The 17,261-nt window shown below is 31.2% G+C and carries 13 protein-coding genes, 1 tRNA gene and 1 pseudogene; 6 read left to right on the forward strand and 9 right to left on the reverse strand.

Annotated features, from left to right (window positions below):
* Positions 1–1,016: IS630 family transposase (locus Q8S45_RS05435; RefSeq protein WP_305601977.1), on the reverse strand; the 1,016-nt coding region annotated here is incomplete at its 3' end.
* Between the two features lie 72 nt (positions 1,017–1,088).
* On the opposite strand from Q8S45_RS05435, the pseudogene Q8S45_RS05440 reads away from it, so the two are divergent.
* Positions 1,089–3,662: pseudogene (locus tag Q8S45_RS05440) on the forward strand (DUF5916 domain-containing protein).
* A 76-nt stretch (positions 3,663–3,738) separates the two neighbouring features.
* Here the strand turns inward: Q8S45_RS05440 and polA are convergent.
* Entirely contained in the window at positions 3,739–6,561 is a 2,823-nt protein-coding gene (gene polA, locus Q8S45_RS05445; protein WP_305601980.1) for a DNA polymerase I, read from the reverse strand.
* A gap of 217 nt (positions 6,562–6,778) precedes the next feature.
* Between polA and Q8S45_RS05450 the strand changes: the two genes are divergently transcribed.
* The 4 genes from Q8S45_RS05450 (at position 6,779) to Q8S45_RS05465 (ending at position 9,330) form a co-directional block, all read left to right on the forward strand.
* Positions 6,779–6,946, forward strand: a complete 168-nt coding sequence (locus Q8S45_RS05450) for a hypothetical protein (RefSeq protein ID WP_305601983.1) — start codon at positions 6,779–6,781, stop codon at positions 6,944–6,946.
* A gap of 415 nt (positions 6,947–7,361) precedes the next feature.
* Positions 7,362–7,592 carry a hypothetical protein gene (locus Q8S45_RS05455; protein WP_305601985.1) on the forward strand — a complete coding sequence of 77 codons (231 nt, stop codon included), beginning with the start codon at positions 7,362–7,364 and terminating at the stop codon, positions 7,590–7,592.
* A 143-nt stretch (positions 7,593–7,735) separates the two neighbouring features.
* Entirely contained in the window at positions 7,736–8,947 is a 1,212-nt protein-coding gene (locus Q8S45_RS05460) for a metallophosphoesterase (protein WP_305601988.1), read from the forward strand.
* Between the two features lie 86 nt (positions 8,948–9,033).
* Positions 9,034–9,330 (forward strand): co-chaperone YbbN, encoded by a 297-nt coding sequence (locus Q8S45_RS05465; RefSeq protein WP_305601991.1) that lies wholly within the window; start codon positions 9,034–9,036, stop codon positions 9,328–9,330.
* A gap of 17 nt (positions 9,331–9,347) precedes the next feature.
* On the opposite strand, the gene Q8S45_RS05470 is transcribed toward Q8S45_RS05465, so the two are convergent.
* Positions 9,348–9,980 (reverse strand): polysaccharide deacetylase family protein, encoded by a 633-nt coding sequence (locus Q8S45_RS05470; protein WP_305601994.1) that lies wholly within the window; start codon positions 9,978–9,980, stop codon positions 9,348–9,350.
* 1 nt (position 9,981) lies between these two features.
* Complete coding sequence (locus tag Q8S45_RS05475; RefSeq protein ID WP_305601997.1) at positions 9,982–13,080, reverse strand: DUF2723 domain-containing protein; 3,099 nt, start codon at positions 13,078–13,080, stop codon at positions 9,982–9,984.
* 172 nt (positions 13,081–13,252) lie between these two features.
* Here Q8S45_RS05475 and Q8S45_RS05480 point away from each other — a divergent pair.
* Positions 13,253–13,323: transfer RNA gene (locus Q8S45_RS05480), tRNA-Gln, on the forward strand.
* 191 nt (positions 13,324–13,514) lie between these two features.
* Here the strand turns inward: Q8S45_RS05480 and Q8S45_RS05485 are convergent.
* From Q8S45_RS05485 to Q8S45_RS05505, 5 genes are all read right to left on the reverse strand, one after another.
* The gene (locus Q8S45_RS05485) at positions 13,515–13,799 is read right to left on the reverse strand and encodes a hypothetical protein (RefSeq protein ID WP_305602000.1); all 285 of its coding nucleotides are present in this window, start codon (positions 13,797–13,799) and stop codon (positions 13,515–13,517) included.
* A gap of 199 nt (positions 13,800–13,998) precedes the next feature.
* Positions 13,999–14,376: a hypothetical protein gene (locus Q8S45_RS05490; protein ID WP_305602002.1), complete on the reverse strand. Its 378-nt coding sequence runs from the start codon at positions 14,374–14,376 to the stop codon at positions 13,999–14,001.
* A 206-nt stretch (positions 14,377–14,582) separates the two neighbouring features.
* On the reverse strand, positions 14,583–15,557 hold the full coding sequence (locus tag Q8S45_RS05495) for a carbon-nitrogen hydrolase family protein (protein WP_305602008.1): 975 nt from the start codon (positions 15,555–15,557) through the stop codon (positions 14,583–14,585).
* Positions 15,558–15,736: 179 nt separating this feature from the next.
* On the reverse strand, positions 15,737–16,060 hold the full coding sequence (locus Q8S45_RS05500) for an alpha/beta fold hydrolase (RefSeq protein ID WP_305602004.1): 324 nt from the start codon (positions 16,058–16,060) through the stop codon (positions 15,737–15,739).
* Positions 16,061–16,064: 4 nt separating this feature from the next.
* Positions 16,065–16,967 (reverse strand): adenine-specific methyltransferase EcoRI family protein, encoded by a 903-nt coding sequence (locus Q8S45_RS05505; RefSeq protein WP_305602006.1) that lies wholly within the window; start codon positions 16,965–16,967, stop codon positions 16,065–16,067.
* Between the last annotated feature and the right edge of the window lie 294 nt (positions 16,968–17,261).

Here is a 17,261-nt window from a genome sequence, read left to right on the forward strand (position 1 = left end):
TCTTTATGATTGAAATATTTTTGAACTCTATCTGGATTTTGAACTAACATTTGCATATGGTTTTCTAAATTTTCTTTAAGTTTTTCATGGTTTTTCGGAGCTGGTTTATTTGATAAACCTTGCTTTAAATCACAATTCAGGTATTCATCAGGATTTTTTTCTGGTGAATATGCAGGCAGGAAAAAAAGTTCTATTTTTTCTTGATTTTCTTTAACCCATTGTTGCACAATTTTGCTGTGATGAACCCTCAAATTATCCAAAACAAGAAATATTTTTTTCGGACTATCTTTTGTCAACTGCTTTAAAAACAGTATTAATCTGTCTGAATTCATATTCTCTGTATAGATCATAAATTGCACTTTTCCTTGATTTGTAAGGCTTGAAATCATATTAACTGAAAACCTTTTTGACATACTCATCTTGGTTGGTGTTTTTCCTTTTGGAGCATAAGAACGCCCGTGCTGACAGTTGTTTCTAACTCCAGTTTCATCTGCCCATTGAATTTCTGCATCTTCCAATTTTGCTCTTTTTTGAATTGCAGGGTATTCTTCGTCTAACCATTTTTGCACTTTTTTTGGACATTGCTCATAGGCTTTTTTCTTTGGTTTCTGTGGTGTAAAACCCCATTTCCGCAAGTAATCACCCATTGTATTTATGGCTAAAACAACACCAAACTCTCTCTCAACCAATTCTTTAACTGCTTTACGAGTCCATAATCCATAATCCAGTTTTAATTGGTCTGGCATTTTGTCAATTATCATCAATTGAATGGCTTTTTCATTGGCAATACTCAAAAGTTTTTTATCCTCTGATTTTACTCCCTTTTTCTTTGATTTATAACCAGAATTACCACTTGTTTCGTAATTTTTCCACCAATTGGAAACGGTATTTTTATTTACGCCAAACAAATCTGCAACCTCTCCTTTTTTTACGCCTTTCTTTATTAAGGCAATTGCCTTTTTTCGATACGAACTTCTAATCGTATCATCAACTGTCCTAAAATCTTCTTTTTCCATAGGACAAATATACAACTTTTTTATGAATATATTACCGCTAGGTTAATAAGTGTTCTTTTATTATTTTTTCTAATGTCTATAGTAGCTCAAAATAAACCTTCTGAAGTTGAAAAACGAATCTACCAAACTAATTTAACAACCGTTCCACCAGAAATCGATGGTATAATTAATGATAAGGTTTGGGATGGAGTAGCTTGGAGTGGTGATTTTACCCAATGGCAACCAGATGAAGGGAAACAGCCAACGCAACAAACAAAATTTAAAGTGTTATACGATGATAAGAATTTGTATATCGCAGCGCGTTGTTATGATACGGACCCTAGTAAAATAGTTAGCAGGCTGGCGCGAAGAGATGGCTTTACAGGAGATTGGCTTGAAATAAATATAGATAGTTATTTAGATTTACGTACTGCATTTTCTTTTACAATTTCTGTAGCTGGCGTAAAAGGAGATGAGTTTGTTTCAGAAAACGGAAATAATTGGGATTCTAGTTGGAATCCAATTTGGTTTGCAAAAACGCAAATTGATAATGAAGGTTGGACTGCAGAGTTGAAAATTCCACTTACTCAATTAAGATTTAGTGAAAAGAAAGATCAGGTTTGGGGATTTCAAGTACAACGGCGAGATTTTAGATTAGAAGAGCGTTCTATTTGGCAAAGGGTGCCTCGAGAATTGTCGGGCTGGGTTAGTAATTTGGGCGAATTACATGGTATTAAAAACATAAAACCTCAAAAGCAAATTGAAATTCAACCTTATATCGTTGGTCAAACCGATAGTTTTGAAAAAGAGGTAGGCAATCCTTTTGCAACTGGAAAATCGAGCAATTTAACAGGTGGTGTAGATGGTAAAATTGGAATCACTAATAATTTAACCTTGGATTTTACTATTAATCCAGATTTTGGACAAGTTGAGGCTGATCCTGCAGCAATTTCATTAGATGGATTTCAAATATTTTTTGAAGAACAACGCCCATTTTTTGTTGAAAATAAAAATATTTTTAATTACAGCTTTACAAATAGTGCAGACAATGTATTCTATAGCAGAAGAATAGGGCGCGCTCCACAAGGATACCCTAACGTTAATTTGGGAGAATATGTTGATTTACCAAATAACACTACCATCTTAGGTGCTGCTAAATTTTCTGGAAAAACAAAAAATGGATAGTCTCTAGGATTATTGGAAAGTGTAGCCAATAATATGTATGCCGAAATTGACAATCAGGGCGAAAGAAGAGAAGAGATGGTGGAGCCTTTAACAAATTATTTAGTAGCCAGAGTTCAAAAAGATTTTAACAAAAACAATTCCTTTTTAGGTGCTATGTTTACCTCTACAAACAGAACTTTAAACGAGAACTTATCATATTTAAGAGATGATGCATATACAGGGGGAATCGATTTTAGGCATAATTGGAAGAATAGAAACTATTTTTTAAAGGGGAAAATGGTGGCTAGTTATGTTAAAGGAAGTAAGGAAGCCATTACTTTAACACAACAATCTTTAACACATTTATTTCAAAGGGTAGATGCAGGACATGTATCGGTTGATATAGATAAAACTTCCTTAGCTGGAACAGGAGGTGAATTTGAAATTGGAAAAGAAGGTGGTGGAAACTTTAGATATAAAACTGGTTTTATTTGGCGTTCTCCTGAATTAGAATTGAATGACATTGGTTTTTTAAGACAGGCCGACGAAGTAAGGCAATATGCTAATTTGATGTATTTATTTTTGAAACCAACAAAAATATATAGAAATATTCAAATTAATTTGAGTCAGTTTACAACATATGATTTTGATGGAAATTTTAATAGAACCCAATATGATTTTCAGGGAAATATTAGTTGGAAAAACAATTGGTGGACTGAAGTTGGGTTAGCACATAAGCCAAGAATTTTTATAAATAGTTTTTTAAGAGGTGGACCACGTTGGCGGTATTCGGAAGAAAACTATCAGTTTTTATTTTTTGGTTCAGACCAGCGTAAAAAACTTAATTTCACTTTGGGTTATATTCAAAGTGCTGCAAAGCAAGATAATTTTTCATTTTATAGATATGTTTTGCGCTTAAATTATCAACCAATAGACGCCTTGAGCGTTTCTTTAAATAGTGAGTTTGAAAACAACCCAAATAAAACTCAGTATGTTTCTCAAAAAGCCTTTGGAACGGTTAATCGTTATATTTTAGGAGAAATTAATAATCAAACCTGGAGCACATCTTTGCGTTTAAATTACAGTATTAATCCAAATTTATCTATTCAATATTATGGACAGCCATTTATTGCAAGAGGCAGGTATACCAATTTTAATTTTGTATCCAATGCAACTGCTAAAAATTTAAATGAAAGAGTCACTTGGTTCGCAGAAAATCAGATTTCAAAAAACGGATCTATATATAGTATTGATGAAGATAGAAACAACACTACTGATTATCAGTTTTCAGATCCCGATTTTTCGTTTGTTCAGTTTAAGTCTAATTTAGTGCTTAGATGGGAATATATTTCTGGTTCTGAGTTATATTTTGTTTGGTCTCAAGGAGTAACTGGATTTGCAGATACCAAAGAATCTTTAACCAATAGTATAGAATCGGGGATATTTAAAAAACGACCAAAAAATACATTTTTACTAAAAGCAACCTATCGTTTTATGTTTTAAAGACACTTTTTTAATGTCAATTTTATGAAGTCATTTGGTCCAAGATAGATATTTAATTGTTAATTTCCAATTGGATTTAATGCGCTTCTAACCAGTTTGATCCCTCTCCGAAATCTACCGTTAAAGGAACAGAAAGCGTAAAAGCATGTTCCATTTCTTTTTTAAGAAGTGGCAGCAATAATTCTTTTTCTGAATAATGCATATCAAAAACAAGCTCATCATGTACTTGTAAAAGCATTTTGGACTTGTAATTACCTAAGGTTAATAGATTCTGAATATTGATCATTGCAATTTTAATAATATCGGCTGCACTTCCTTGAATGGGTGCATTTACTGCATTTCGCTCATCTGCAGAGCGTACAATAGCATTATGAGAATTAATGTTTTTTAAATATCGACGTCTTCCTAAAATAGTTTCAACATAGCCTTTATCACGGGCAAAATCGACTTGACTTGCAATATATTGTTTTAATTTTGGAAAGGATTTGTAGTAATTATCAATTAATTCTTTAGCTTCTTTATTAGATTTATTTAGTTGTTGTGCCAATGTATATGCACCTTGTCCATAAATAATACCAAAATTTACTGCCTTTGCGTCGCCACGTTGTGAGCGTGAAACTTCCGCCAGAGGAATTCCGAAAACTTTAGCTGCGGTGGCTGCATGAATATCTTCCTTATTTTTAAATGAAGTAATCATACTTTCATCTTCACTTAAAGCAGCAATAATGCGAAGTTCTATTTGAGAATAATCGGCAGCAACCAATGTAAATTCATCATTCTTTGGAATAAATGCCTTTCTAACTTGCCTTCCTCTTTTGGTTCTAATTGGTATGTTTTGAAGATTTGGATTGTTAGAACTCAACCTACCTGTTGCGGCAACGGCTTGACTAAAAGTAGTATGAATTCTTCCTGTTGTTGGATTCACCTCATTTGGTAACGCATCAACATAGGTATTTTTTAGTTTAACCAAACCTCTCCAATCTAAAATTAGTTGAACTATTGGATTATCGGCAACAAGTTTTGATAGAATTTCTTCACCAGTGGCATACTGACCCGTTTTTGTTTTTTTTGGCTTTGAGCCTAAATTTAAATGTTCAAATAAAACATCTCCCAATTGTTTAGGTGAGGCTATGTTAAATGTTAATCCAGCTTCAGTATAAATTTGAGTTTCTAATGCATTTATATCTTCGGTTAGATTAGTAGAAAGCGAATTTAAAAAATCTTTGTCCAGTCTAATCCCTTCATTTTCCATAGTTGCTAAAACCTGTAGCAATGGCATTTCAATGGTAAAAAAGAGATCAAAAACATTAAATTCTTTTAAATCTAAAATCAGTTTTTGTTTTAATTGAAATAAAATATCGGAAGTTTCAACACTATAATTTGTTATTGTTTTTAAATCTACATCAGTAAATTGTAATTGATTTTTCCCTTTTCTACCTAGTAAATCTGTAATATTTTTTGGTTGATAGTTGAGGTAATTTTCAGATAGAACAGATAAATCATGTCGCATATCTGGATGCAATAAATAATGTGCAATTTGAACATCAAAAATAGAACCTAGCAATGCAATTTGGTATGTTTTTAAAATTTTGATACATGATTTTAAATCATAACCAATTTTTTCAATGGTTTCATTTTCAAAAAACGATTTAAACTCGGATAAAATAGTTTGTATTTCAGTTTCATTTAAAATCAAAAAGTATCCTTTCCCTTGTTCATATGAAAATGAGATTCCTAACAAATTAGTTTCAAAACGAGTAATTTCTTCTGTTTCAAAATGAATGCTCACGCTTTTTTGAGTAATTAATTTTTGCAATAATAACTTGCGAGCAAAAGGCGTATTTACACTTTGATATAGTTGATTGGTAGTTTCAACGGTTTGAAAGCCATAACTTATCTGTGGTTGTTGTTCCGATTGTGTTGCAAATAAATCGAATTGCGTTGCTTCATTAAAATTTGAAACGGAAGGGTTAGTTGGCACTGTGGTATCAGAATTTGATGTTGATGCACTTGTTGTCCCCTCAAATATTTTAGCAAATGTATCTGCAGTTCTTCTAAATTCTAATTCTTGAAAAAGTTCACTTACTTTCTGGTAATCAGGGGTGTTAAGTTCAAAATCCTTTTCGTTAAAAGTTACTGGGCAATCTAATAATATAGTGGCGAGTTTTTTAGATAAAATTCCTAATTCTTTGTTTTCTTCAATCTTTTCTTTCATTTTGCCTTTTAGATCGTGCGTATTCGCCAAAAGATTTTCCATACTGCCATACTCTTTAATAAATTTTTTGGCTGTTTTTTCGCCAACACCAGGTAATCCAGGAATATTATCGACTGCGTCACCCATCATTCCTAATAAGTCAATTACTTGTTCTGGAGTTTCTACTTCAAATCTTTCTTGTACTTCTGGAATTCCCCATATTTCGATTCCATTACCCATTCGAGAGGGTTTGTACATAAAAATATTTTCGGATACTAGTTGAGCAAAATCTTTATCGGGTGTTACCATAAAAGTTTTATATCCTTCCTTTTCAGCCTGTTTTGCTAAGGTTCCAATTAAATCATCAGCTTCAAATCCTTCTTTTTCCATAATAGGAATATGCATCGCTTTCAATAATTGTTTTATATAAGGAACCGCAATTTTAATTGCCTCTGGTGTTTCAAGACGGTTTGATTTATATTCAGGAAAAGCCTCAGAACGCAGTACTGAACCTCCTTTGTCAAATGCAACGGCCAAATGATCCGGCTTTTCTCTTTTGATAACGTCAAGCAATGAATTTGTAAATCCTAAAATTGCAGAAGTGTCCATTCCTTTTGAATTTATCCTCGGATTTTTAATTAGGGCGTAATACCCACGGAAGATTAGAGCATAGGCATCGAGTAGAAAAAGTCGTTTTTGAACCATGTTTTTTAGATGAATTACCGTTTATATGTTAAAATTTACTATTTATTATAAAAAACACGTAAATTATATAGTTATTATTGTTTTTGTTGTGTCTTTGATCTCAGCAAATTAAATAGTTCAGCAATGAAACAAAAAAAATACTCTTCTAGTGTGTTTGTTTTTTGTTTGTGTTTCCCCACTTTTTTCACAAATAGTAAACGAAGGTATTATAAAAATAATGCCCTCAACATTCGTTTATTTTGGCGATGAATATACAAATAAAAATAGTGGTATTCATAACAACGAGGGTGATTTAAATTTAAATAGCAACTTTATTAATAACGGCTTAACAACGGCGGCAGCTGGAATTACACGTTTTAACAGTGCTATAAATTCGATTCAATAAATTAAAGGTTCCACTTCTTCTATAAATTTTTATAACCTCGAAATTAATTTAACCAATGCCGCTAATAAAGGTGTTTCAGTTGCTGATAATTATGCATTAAATGTTGTTAATGCTATTAATTTAACAAGCGGTGATTTAAGATTAAATGGTGAATCTCAATTAATTCAAACAAATAACGTACCTAATACTGGAACAGGAAAATTATTGAGAGATCAACAGGGTATTTCAAATACTTTTGGATATAATTATTGGTCTTCACCAGTTTCAACTAGTGGTTCATTTAAAATTATGGGCGGTTTATTCTCTATCGGGTTTAATACCTCGAGGCTTGCCTCGTACGAAAAAAATAGTAATCTTTGAGCTTGAGCTCAAGTATTCACAGCCATAAGCGCCACAATGTTTCACTTTAATAATAATGCCCCGTGGGCTTGCCCTGGGGATTATTTACATAGCTAAAAATGGAACTATACTAACTTCAACTCGTGTTTTGTATGAATTTGGTGGTGGTCAAACTCCAGGATATATTACAGTTCCAATCTCTGGAACGATAGAATTAGCATCTAATGATTATATTGAAGTATTTGTAACAAATTATACTAATAGCACAAATATTACGGCAAATAATATGTACTTACAGATAAGATAATTTTAAAATGGCAATCTTTTAAATGCTTAAATTTAATTAAAATAATTTTTTATTAGGAATTGAAAACCTTGCAACTTTGTTAAATACCTCTTAATTTCTTCTTCTATAATTTGATACTCATAAAATAATTTTAGTTTTGTTTTATGATACGATGGATTATTTTTTTAGTAATTGTACTCGTAATTGATTTTTATGCGTTTCAAAGTGTAAAAACAGTCACAAAAAACAAAATAGTAGTTGTAATTTATTGGTTGCTTTCTATAGCAGTTTTAGGAAATGTAATTTATAAACTTTTAACTTTTAATAATTCCAAAGGGCTTACACAATCTGTTATGTTTGCCTTTGGGTTGTTAATTTTATCTATAATTCCAAAAATTAGTGCAATTGGAGTTTTATTCAGCGAAGACATATTTAGAGTTCTTAAAGGAATTTTTAATTATTTTTCATCTTCTTCTGTTAATACATTTTTACCAGATCGTAGAGCTTTTGTGAGCAAACTTGCTTTAGGATTAGCTGCAATCCCTTTTGCATCTATTTTGTATGGAATGAGTAGAGGAAAATATAATTTTCAAGTAGTTGAACATACCTTATTTTTTGACGATTTACCAACTTCTTTTGACGGATTTAAAATAACCCACATTTCTGATATTCACAGTGGTAGTTTTGATAATGAAGAAAAAATAGCATATGGTATTGATTTAATTAATGAACAGGAGTCTGATGTGATTTTATTTACCGGCGATTTAGTAAATAACACTGCTGCTGAAATGGATCCTTGGATTTCACATTTTAAATCTCTAAAAGCTCCCTTAGGAAAATTTTCGGTGTTAGGAAATCATGATTATGGAGAGTACGTTCGTTGGAAAACTAAAGAAGAGAAAGATAAAAATTTTCAAGATATTAAAGATATTCATCCTAAAATTGGTTTCAACTTATTGTTAAATGACAGTATTTACATTGAAAAAGGAAGTGAAAAAATTGCTATATTGGGTGTAGAAAATTGGGGAACACGTTTTAAAAAAGCTGGAGATTTAAGTTTGGCTTCTTCCAACGTTTTAAATGAAGATTTTAAAATATTACTAAGCCACGATCCTTCTCACTGGGAAAACGAAGTTAAAAACCATTTAAACAACTACCAACTAACTTTAAGTGGTCATACTCACGGAATGCAGTTTGGTATTGAAATTCCATGTTTTAAATGGAGTCCGGTTCAATATGTCTATAAACATTGGGCAGGAGTCTATAAAGAATTTGAAAGATATATAAATGTAAATAGAGGATTTGGTTTTTTGGCATTTCCTGGCCGTGTTGGCATTTGGCCAGAAATAACTGTTATAACCTTGAAAAAAAAGTAGGTTATAATTTTTCAAATTAAAAGATTACATTTGTATTAAACAACTATAAGTCAAAACCTTTTTACCAAGTTTCAACACCTTTTATTATGGCAAAATTTGGAGAGTTAATTAGTTCTGGAATCCCTGTTTTAATCGATTTTTATGCCGATTGGGATGAGAATTCTGATGTTGCACATAACATTTTAAGAGATGTAGCGGCAGCTTTAGGAGATAAAGCAAAAGTTATAAAAATTGACATAGATAAAAATGAAACCCTTGCGAATGCGTTACGTATAAAGGGGAACCCTACTTTTATAATTTATAAAGAAGGCGAAATGAAATGGAGGCAATCTGGCAATCAAGATGCTAACACACTTATTTCTTTGGTACAACAGTATGTTTAGTTGTATTTAAACTAATTTTAACCTATTATTTTCTCAAATTTGAATCCTAATTCTGAGTAATATTCTAGAACTTTTGGGAGCACATATTGTAATTTTTCTTGAGCTTTTATACTATCATGAAAAACAATAATACTTCCATTTTCAACATTTTTTATTACATTTTCAAGGCAAACTTGAGAAGATATTTTGTTATCAAAATCGGCACTTAAAATATCCCACATTATTATTTTGTACCCAAATTTTCGCAAACTAGTCGATTGTAACAAGGTCAATTTTCCATAAGGCGGTCTGAATAATTTTGGTTGACTGTTTGGAATTAACTTGTTCGCTTCTATAACATTATCTAAGTATTGATGCAAGTCTGCTTTCCAACCATTAAAGTGATTATTTGTATGATTTCCAATGGAATGACCATGGTCGATTATTTTATCCAAAATTTCTGGATGAGTAAAAATATTTTTACCAATACAAAAAAAAGTTGCTTTTGCCTTGTGTTTTTCGAGTTCTGTTAGTACCCAATCAGTAACTACAGGTGTAGGCCCGTCATCAAAAGTTAGATAAATTACTTTTTCTTTTTTGGAAAAACTCCACTTCCAATTCAGGAAAAGATATTTAAACAAAAGAGGAGTTTTTACAAAATAAGATTTCATTTTATTCTTGTTGTATAAAATGTTCAAACATTTTTAAATAAGAAACATATTCTTGTTTTTCCTTATTTGAATATGCTTTTGTATCATAGTTTTCAGTAGTTTTTATAATTTGATCGTACATTAAAAAGTTTCGTTCAAAATCTTTAAAGCTATTTTCTAACTGGGTGGTATCAAATTGGCTATAATACAATAATTGATCTTGAAAAATCTTTTTTAATTCAACGCTTAATTTTCGTGCTTTTTCAGTTTTATTTAACGTGTAATACAATTCTATATAAGAAATTAACATGCTGTAATGACCAAATTTATGAACTGGCATTTTTTCGATGGAAAGATCAAGAATTTCTTCCGCTTTTTTTAATTTATTTTCACTAATTAAAGCTACTGCCAAACGTTCCATGTTATTTCTGTAAGAAACTGAATTTTTTCTTGTTTCAGGATCTAAATAAATTCCATCATCAGTAATATTTCTCCAGTCCCATTTTTTAACGTTTTTATACATGATGTCTGTATTTATACGACCCATTTCAAAAAAATTTCCATCATCTGGAGTTAAAATTGGAACAAATTTGTAGGTCATTCCCTCCAATTGCAAATAGTCTTTCAGCCAAATATATTCTTCATCGGCTTGAGCTCCACCGGTAAAATAAATTGGTTTTTCCCATTTAAAATTTGCCAATATATCTAGCATTAAAATTCTATTTTTAGTAACAGCGTTGTCTATTGTTATGTCTATATAAGGCACAATTAAATGCGCATCTTTTTTTGCAACAATCCCATTTTTTAAAACCGCTTCTTTGTCAACCTTTAATCTAATTTTATTGGTAGGAATTACTTTTTCTTTTCTTCCATCATCATCTAAATCGTAAAAGGTAATAGGATTATCGCTTTCTATCCATTTCATAAAAAAGTCGATATCAACAATAGAATCTTTAAACTGTGGAAAATTCATATCCTGAATTTCTTGAAAAAAGTAAACTACATCTAAGGTTCCTAACTTATACTTTTCATGTGTTAATTGAGAAGGAATAGGATCGGCGTCATATGTTTTTCGTTTCATCTGGTCTATATACCAATCTGTTTGAAACAAGCTTGTATTAATTAGTTTCATATCAGTTCTATAATTCTCCACTTCCTGCATATACCAAAGCGGAAAAGTATCATTATCACCAATAGTAAATAAAATTGCATTAGGATCGCAAGAATCTAAATAAGCTTTTGCATTTAAATGTGATGTATACCTGTTGGAACGGTCGTGATCATCCCAATTTTGAGAAGCCATAAGCGTTGGAACTGCTAATAATGAAAATAGGGTTACACCTAATGCCACCGATGTTGGGTTGATGTATTTTTTTAGTAAATCGAACAAAGCGAGTACACCAAAACCAATCCAAATAGAAAAAATATAGAATGATCCCACTACCGCATAATCTCGTTCTCGTGGTTCAAATGGTTTGGGATTTGTATAAAATATAATGGCCAAGCCTGTAAAGGCAAAAAATAAGAATAAAGTGTAAAAATCGTTTTTGTCTTTTTTATACTGATAATAGAGTCCTAAAACTCCTAAAATTAAAGGTAAAAAATAGTAGGTATTTCTTCCCTTATTGTTTTTTACATCAGCAGGAAGATTTGTTTGAGAACCTATAAATAATTCATCAATAAAGGAAATTCCACTTAACCAGTTACCATCTACATTATCTAAATTACCTTGTTCATCGTTTTGTCGCCCAACAAAATTCCACATAAAATACCTTCCATACATGTAGCCGAACTGATAATTAATCATAAATCGAATATTTTCAACAAATGTTGGTCTCCGTTTACTAGCTTGTGGTATTCCAGCAATGGATTTGTAATTTTTTATAACATTAGCATCGGTACTTACCATTCGAGGTATAAAGCCTTTATGATTACTGTTCCAATTTGGAGAAGCGTTTTTGTAATCATTTACAATAATATAAGTGCCTGTCTTAAAATCCTTTTCATATTTGGGTTTATCATCAACTGTTGGATTGTTTTCATCTACTTCTCTATTGTAAATCAATGAATAATACGTGTCGTAAAACACATTGGCATCTCCATATTGTTCGCGATTATAATAGGCTAATAATTCGCGCGCACTTGACGGATTATTTTCATTAATGGTAGTATTTGCATTCGCTCTAATTGGAAGCATTATCCAAGATGAAAATCCTAATATGATAAATAGGATGGAAAGAATAAGTGTATTTGCACCTACCAAATTGTTTTTTCTGGTGTATTTTAAGCCAACTGGAAACAATATTAATAACAATATAGCAGCAAAAATACTTCCTGAATTAAATGGCAAACCAAAAGAATTGACAAATAATAATTCTAATGCACTAAAATATTTTAAAGTAAAAGGGAATAAAAATTTAAAAACAAAAGCTAAAACTAATGCTGAAACCACATTAGCAATTACAAATTGTTTGGTGTTTAAATCGCCATATTTTTTATAAACATAAATAAATACAATGGCTGGTATTACCAACAACGACAATATATGCACACCAAATGAAAGACCAACAACAAAACTTATTAATAGCAACCATTTGTTGCCTTGAGGGTTATCCATAACTTGTTCCCAACGCAACGCTAACCAAAATAAAAGTGCCATTAAAAAGGAAGACATAGCGTATACTTCACCTTCTACGGCACTGAACCAAAAGCTATCAGTAAAAGTGTAGGCTAAAGAGCCAACCAATGCGCTTCCTAAAATTGCAAAAGCAGCATCTTTTGTGATTTCTCCTGTTTTTTTCACCAATTTCTGAGCCATAATACTAATGGTCCAAAACATAAATAAAATGGTAAATGCACTTGCTAAAGCCGACATAAAGTTTACCATTTTTGCAATTTGAGTAACCTCATTGGTAAACATTGCAAAAAATGCACCTAACATTTGAAATAAAGGAGCTCCAGGTGGATGACCTACTTCTAATTTTACAGAGGTGGCAATGTATTCTCCACAATCCCAGTAGCTAACTGTAGGTTCAAGTGTTAATGTGTACGTTAATAGTGCAATTCCAAATGCAAACCAACCTAAAATAGAGTTCCATTTAGCAAAATTGAATGAATTCATAGTATGATTTTAAACCGATGCGAATTTAGTAAAATTAAACTTAAATATTGAAACTTAGTAAGGTAGAAGGCTCAAATTAAATATTAAAAAGATGTTAAAATGAATAATTATAAAAAAAAATATAAATTTATTTGCCGTATTAAAACTTTACTTTAAATTTGCAACCTCAAAATGACCTATGGTGTAATGGTAGCACTCCGGTTTTTGGTATCGTCAGTCTAGGTTCGAGTCCTAGTAGGTCAACAAAAGAAACAAAATATCCCTTATAAATTGATACTTTATAAGGGTTTTTTTTTAACATTCCTATCAAGAATCATAATTTTATTTTAGAGCAACAAATTCTGCTTAGAAGGTTGTATTGAATTCTAGAATTGAAAAAGATCAATCTTCAATTTAAATGGTTTTTTGCTTTTCCCCGATTTATATTTTATGGTCTACTGTCCGCTGAACGGAGTCCCAAAGATTCCTACTGCAAGTTCTGCCCATATAAGAAGGAGGCCAGCCAAAAGAGTTACCAAGATAGCGATTCGGAATTTGATTTTTTTTACCTTTCTCATTACAAGTTCACACATAAGACCAGTTCCGATTAATAGAGTTCCACCAACAATAAAATCGAATAGTGTCCAATTTACTTCATCTGAGAACTGCATCGCTATTAATGGTATGAGCAATAGAATTATTGAAGTAAAAATAATTAGTATAAGTCTTTTATTTTTCATAATTATAAATTTTCTTACTAGTCTTACATTACTACCAGGTTTTTAGGGAGCTGAAAATTATGATATTTTATCGAAATTTTCCGATGTTTAAATTTAATATTTTTTTATAAACATTCTAATTTACCGAATTGAGAAATTTTTATTCGTAATTGTTGCGTAACGTTTTTTATTTATTATGATGAGGTTCTCCCATTCAAAATTAGAGTGTATTATAAATTATTAAACCTCCTAGTAAAAATGCAAATGGCGAAATCAATCTTAAATAAATTGGCTTAAGTATATCTGCACTCTTCATTGAATAATTATGGTGTAATTTTCTGGGAACAATATAGAGTATCAAAGAAGTTGCGAGCATAAACCATCCAAATAATTTAAATGCTTCTGGAAATTTGCATAAATCCGAGTATAAAATGAGTGCAGTTGCAGGAATTAATCGAATTGTAATTTCAGTATAGTTTATAAAATTAGTACTGGCAGCTTTTCTTAATATTTTTCTTGCTTTTTCTGGCTTTAGAAGCATAAGAAATCCGGTAAAAATTATAAATATACCGAAGAGTATTATTACATATTTTGCCATTATTATGATCATAATTTCTATTATTATAAAACTCAGATTATAGTTAATAATTTTTTCAAATGTTGAACAAAAGTTAAGGTAAGGAAAGGTGAGGATTTTGAAAACGCAATTGTCGATATTTAAATTTAGTGATTTTTTGTTTTATAGACATCCTATTTTATTGAATTTAGTAATTTTTTTAATTATTGCTAACCTATTCATTTTGTTTATAAATCATTCTCAGAATCACCAATTACTTTTATAACTGATTGTCTTTCTCTATTAATGGTTAGTTTCGTCACATCTGGACGAGAATAATGTCCAACAGGATCAAAGTTTTGTCGTTCTTCAAGCACTCTGTTAAAATCTATAGTGCTAATAATTAAATCTTCCTTTTCTATAATTGGTGCAACAATCCATTCTCCATCCGGACCAGCAATACAAGATCCACCATTGGCTAATACTTTAGGTGCTTTTTTTAGAATCTTTTTTAGATGGGGGGTATCTGTTGGAAAATCTTTAACACTCATTAAGCTAGAAACAGATACCACAAACGATCGGGATTCTTTAGCAATGAATTTGGTAATATCATTTGTATTGTAATCTGAACCAGGCCATACCGCAATATGTAGATTTTCTCCTAATCCATAAAGAGCAGTTCTAGATAATGGCATCCAATTTTCCCAACAATTTAGACCACCAACACAAAAATTCTTTAAATTATGAACTTGTAAACCATTTCCATCTCCAATAGCCCAAGTTAAACGTTCTTCATAGGTAGGTTGCAGTTTTCTGTGGACAGATTTAATCTCACCGTTTGAATTGATATATACTAATGAACAATATAAACTGTGTCCACCTCTATTTTTAGCTCGTTCAATAATTCCTAGGTAAATAGCAATACTATTTTTTTTAGCTAGTGTACATATTTCATTTAACTCTCCAGCCTCAATTTGTATTGAATTTCGAATGTAATGCGCATGTAATTCTTTTTGAACTTTTGAATTAAATTCAGATCCATTTGTTAATGATAGCCAAAAAGGATAACCAGGTAGTAACCCTTCTCCAAACACAATAAGGTCACATTTTTTGGCTCCAGCATCAAAAATATATGATTTTATTTTGTCAATGGTTTTTTCTTTATCTAACCATACTGGAGAAATTTGAGCCATTCCTATTTTTAGCATATTTTCATTTGTCATTTTCTTCATATTAGGTAACAGTTAAGTTATGATTTCGTTGTGGACAATTCCATAGAAATTGTCAGCAGAGAAATAATGTTAAATGTAATTAATTTTTTTATACTTGTACAAAACCTACTCTGAATTATAGCTGATGTTGGAGGCTGAGTTTTCCTTTGCACAATTTTTATATGATCTAGTTATTTTGTCCGTTTGACGTAGTCTATAAGTATTTTGAAGAATTCTACTGGCTGTTCCTCCAAAATCAAATGCCCACATTTTTCTATCACATGTGTCTCACTAAATTTTAAACTTTCTTTTTGTAAATAGAAAGTAGATTCACCTTGATCATCTTGTCGGCCATAAACAATCAATGCTGGTATTTTTAACTTTTTTAGTTTGTTTGTAATGTCCCACTTGGTTTCTATGATTTCTTTGTCAATTATTGGAATTGGCTGAAAATTGAAACTGTAAAAAAGGTTGTCAAAGTTCTTCTTAGATATTTTACTTCTGTCATAGTACATAGCCCTAACATGTAGAGCTATAAATTCCCAAGCCAATAATTTCAAATTGTTCAGGATTGTATTTGTCTAAAAAAGTTATTGGAACGCCCATTGCTCCTTCGTAATCTACAGGAATGTCTTTTGTTTTGTCTACGTTAATTGCGTCAAAATTTTCATACTTTGAAAACTCTTCAGGTGAATAGTTTTTATAAAGTATTAAATCTTCGTGTCGTTTATTTATGTCAAGATTTGTAAACCAATGAACTCCTGATACTCTAATCATTCCGTCTTTGTGGTCTCCAGCAGTTGCGTAATCTTCATATTGTGTGTTTATGAAATGTCCTGCACCACCTGTAAAACCAAAGCCAAGCCAAAGTTTGTTCTCTTTGATAAGTTTGAAAATTTCTTTGTATGTGATTGCGTTTTGGTGTCCAACAATTACAAAACTTTTATCGTACTCAACCAATTGAGCTACATATTCTCTGAATAATGAAAATGGGGGATTGGTAACAATTATGTCGGCTTCCTTTAAAAGTTCAATACATTCTTTGCTACGGAAATCGCCATCGCCTTGTAAATGTTTAATTCCAATTTCTTCGGAATTTGGAATATTATCTCCGTTTTTATCGCCATCGTATTCTAAATAAATGGCACGTTCAGAGTTGTTTTGGCTAAATAAATCAGCGTCTTGGCTTTTGTAGCAAGTCGCAATTAGTTTTTTTAGCCCAAATTTTTCAAAGTTGTATGAAAAAAAATGAAAGAAGTTGCTCACTCTTGGGTCGTCACAATTACACAAAACCACTTTGTCTTTAAAGTGACTTTTGTAGTGTTTTAACTCCTTTTCGATGTCTGAAAGTTGAGTATAAAACTCATCTTTCTTATTAGATTTTGCTGAATGTAAATTTTTATTCTGTGCTTTTACCGCCATTGTTGTCCGATTTACGGCAACAAGTCAAACGGATGTTTTTTGTCGGTACTATGTTTTTAGCACTGTCGTCCGTTAGCCTTGCTGCCAACGGGAGTCTGCGCACAAACTCATTTTTTAAAAGTTAAAGATATTAAAATCTCGAACAGAAAACATATTATATAAAGTCTAATATGTAATTACAAATTATTTTTTATTATCTTTGTGTTATGAGTAGAGTAGCACTAAAGATAGAAAACTATAGTTCTGAAGAACTGAAGGCGTTATTGCGCAAAGACGAGAAATTTCAACAAGGGG

The organism is Lutibacter sp. (assembly GCF_030692605.1).
GTDB lineage: Bacteria > Bacteroidota > Bacteroidia > Flavobacteriales > Flavobacteriaceae > Lutibacter.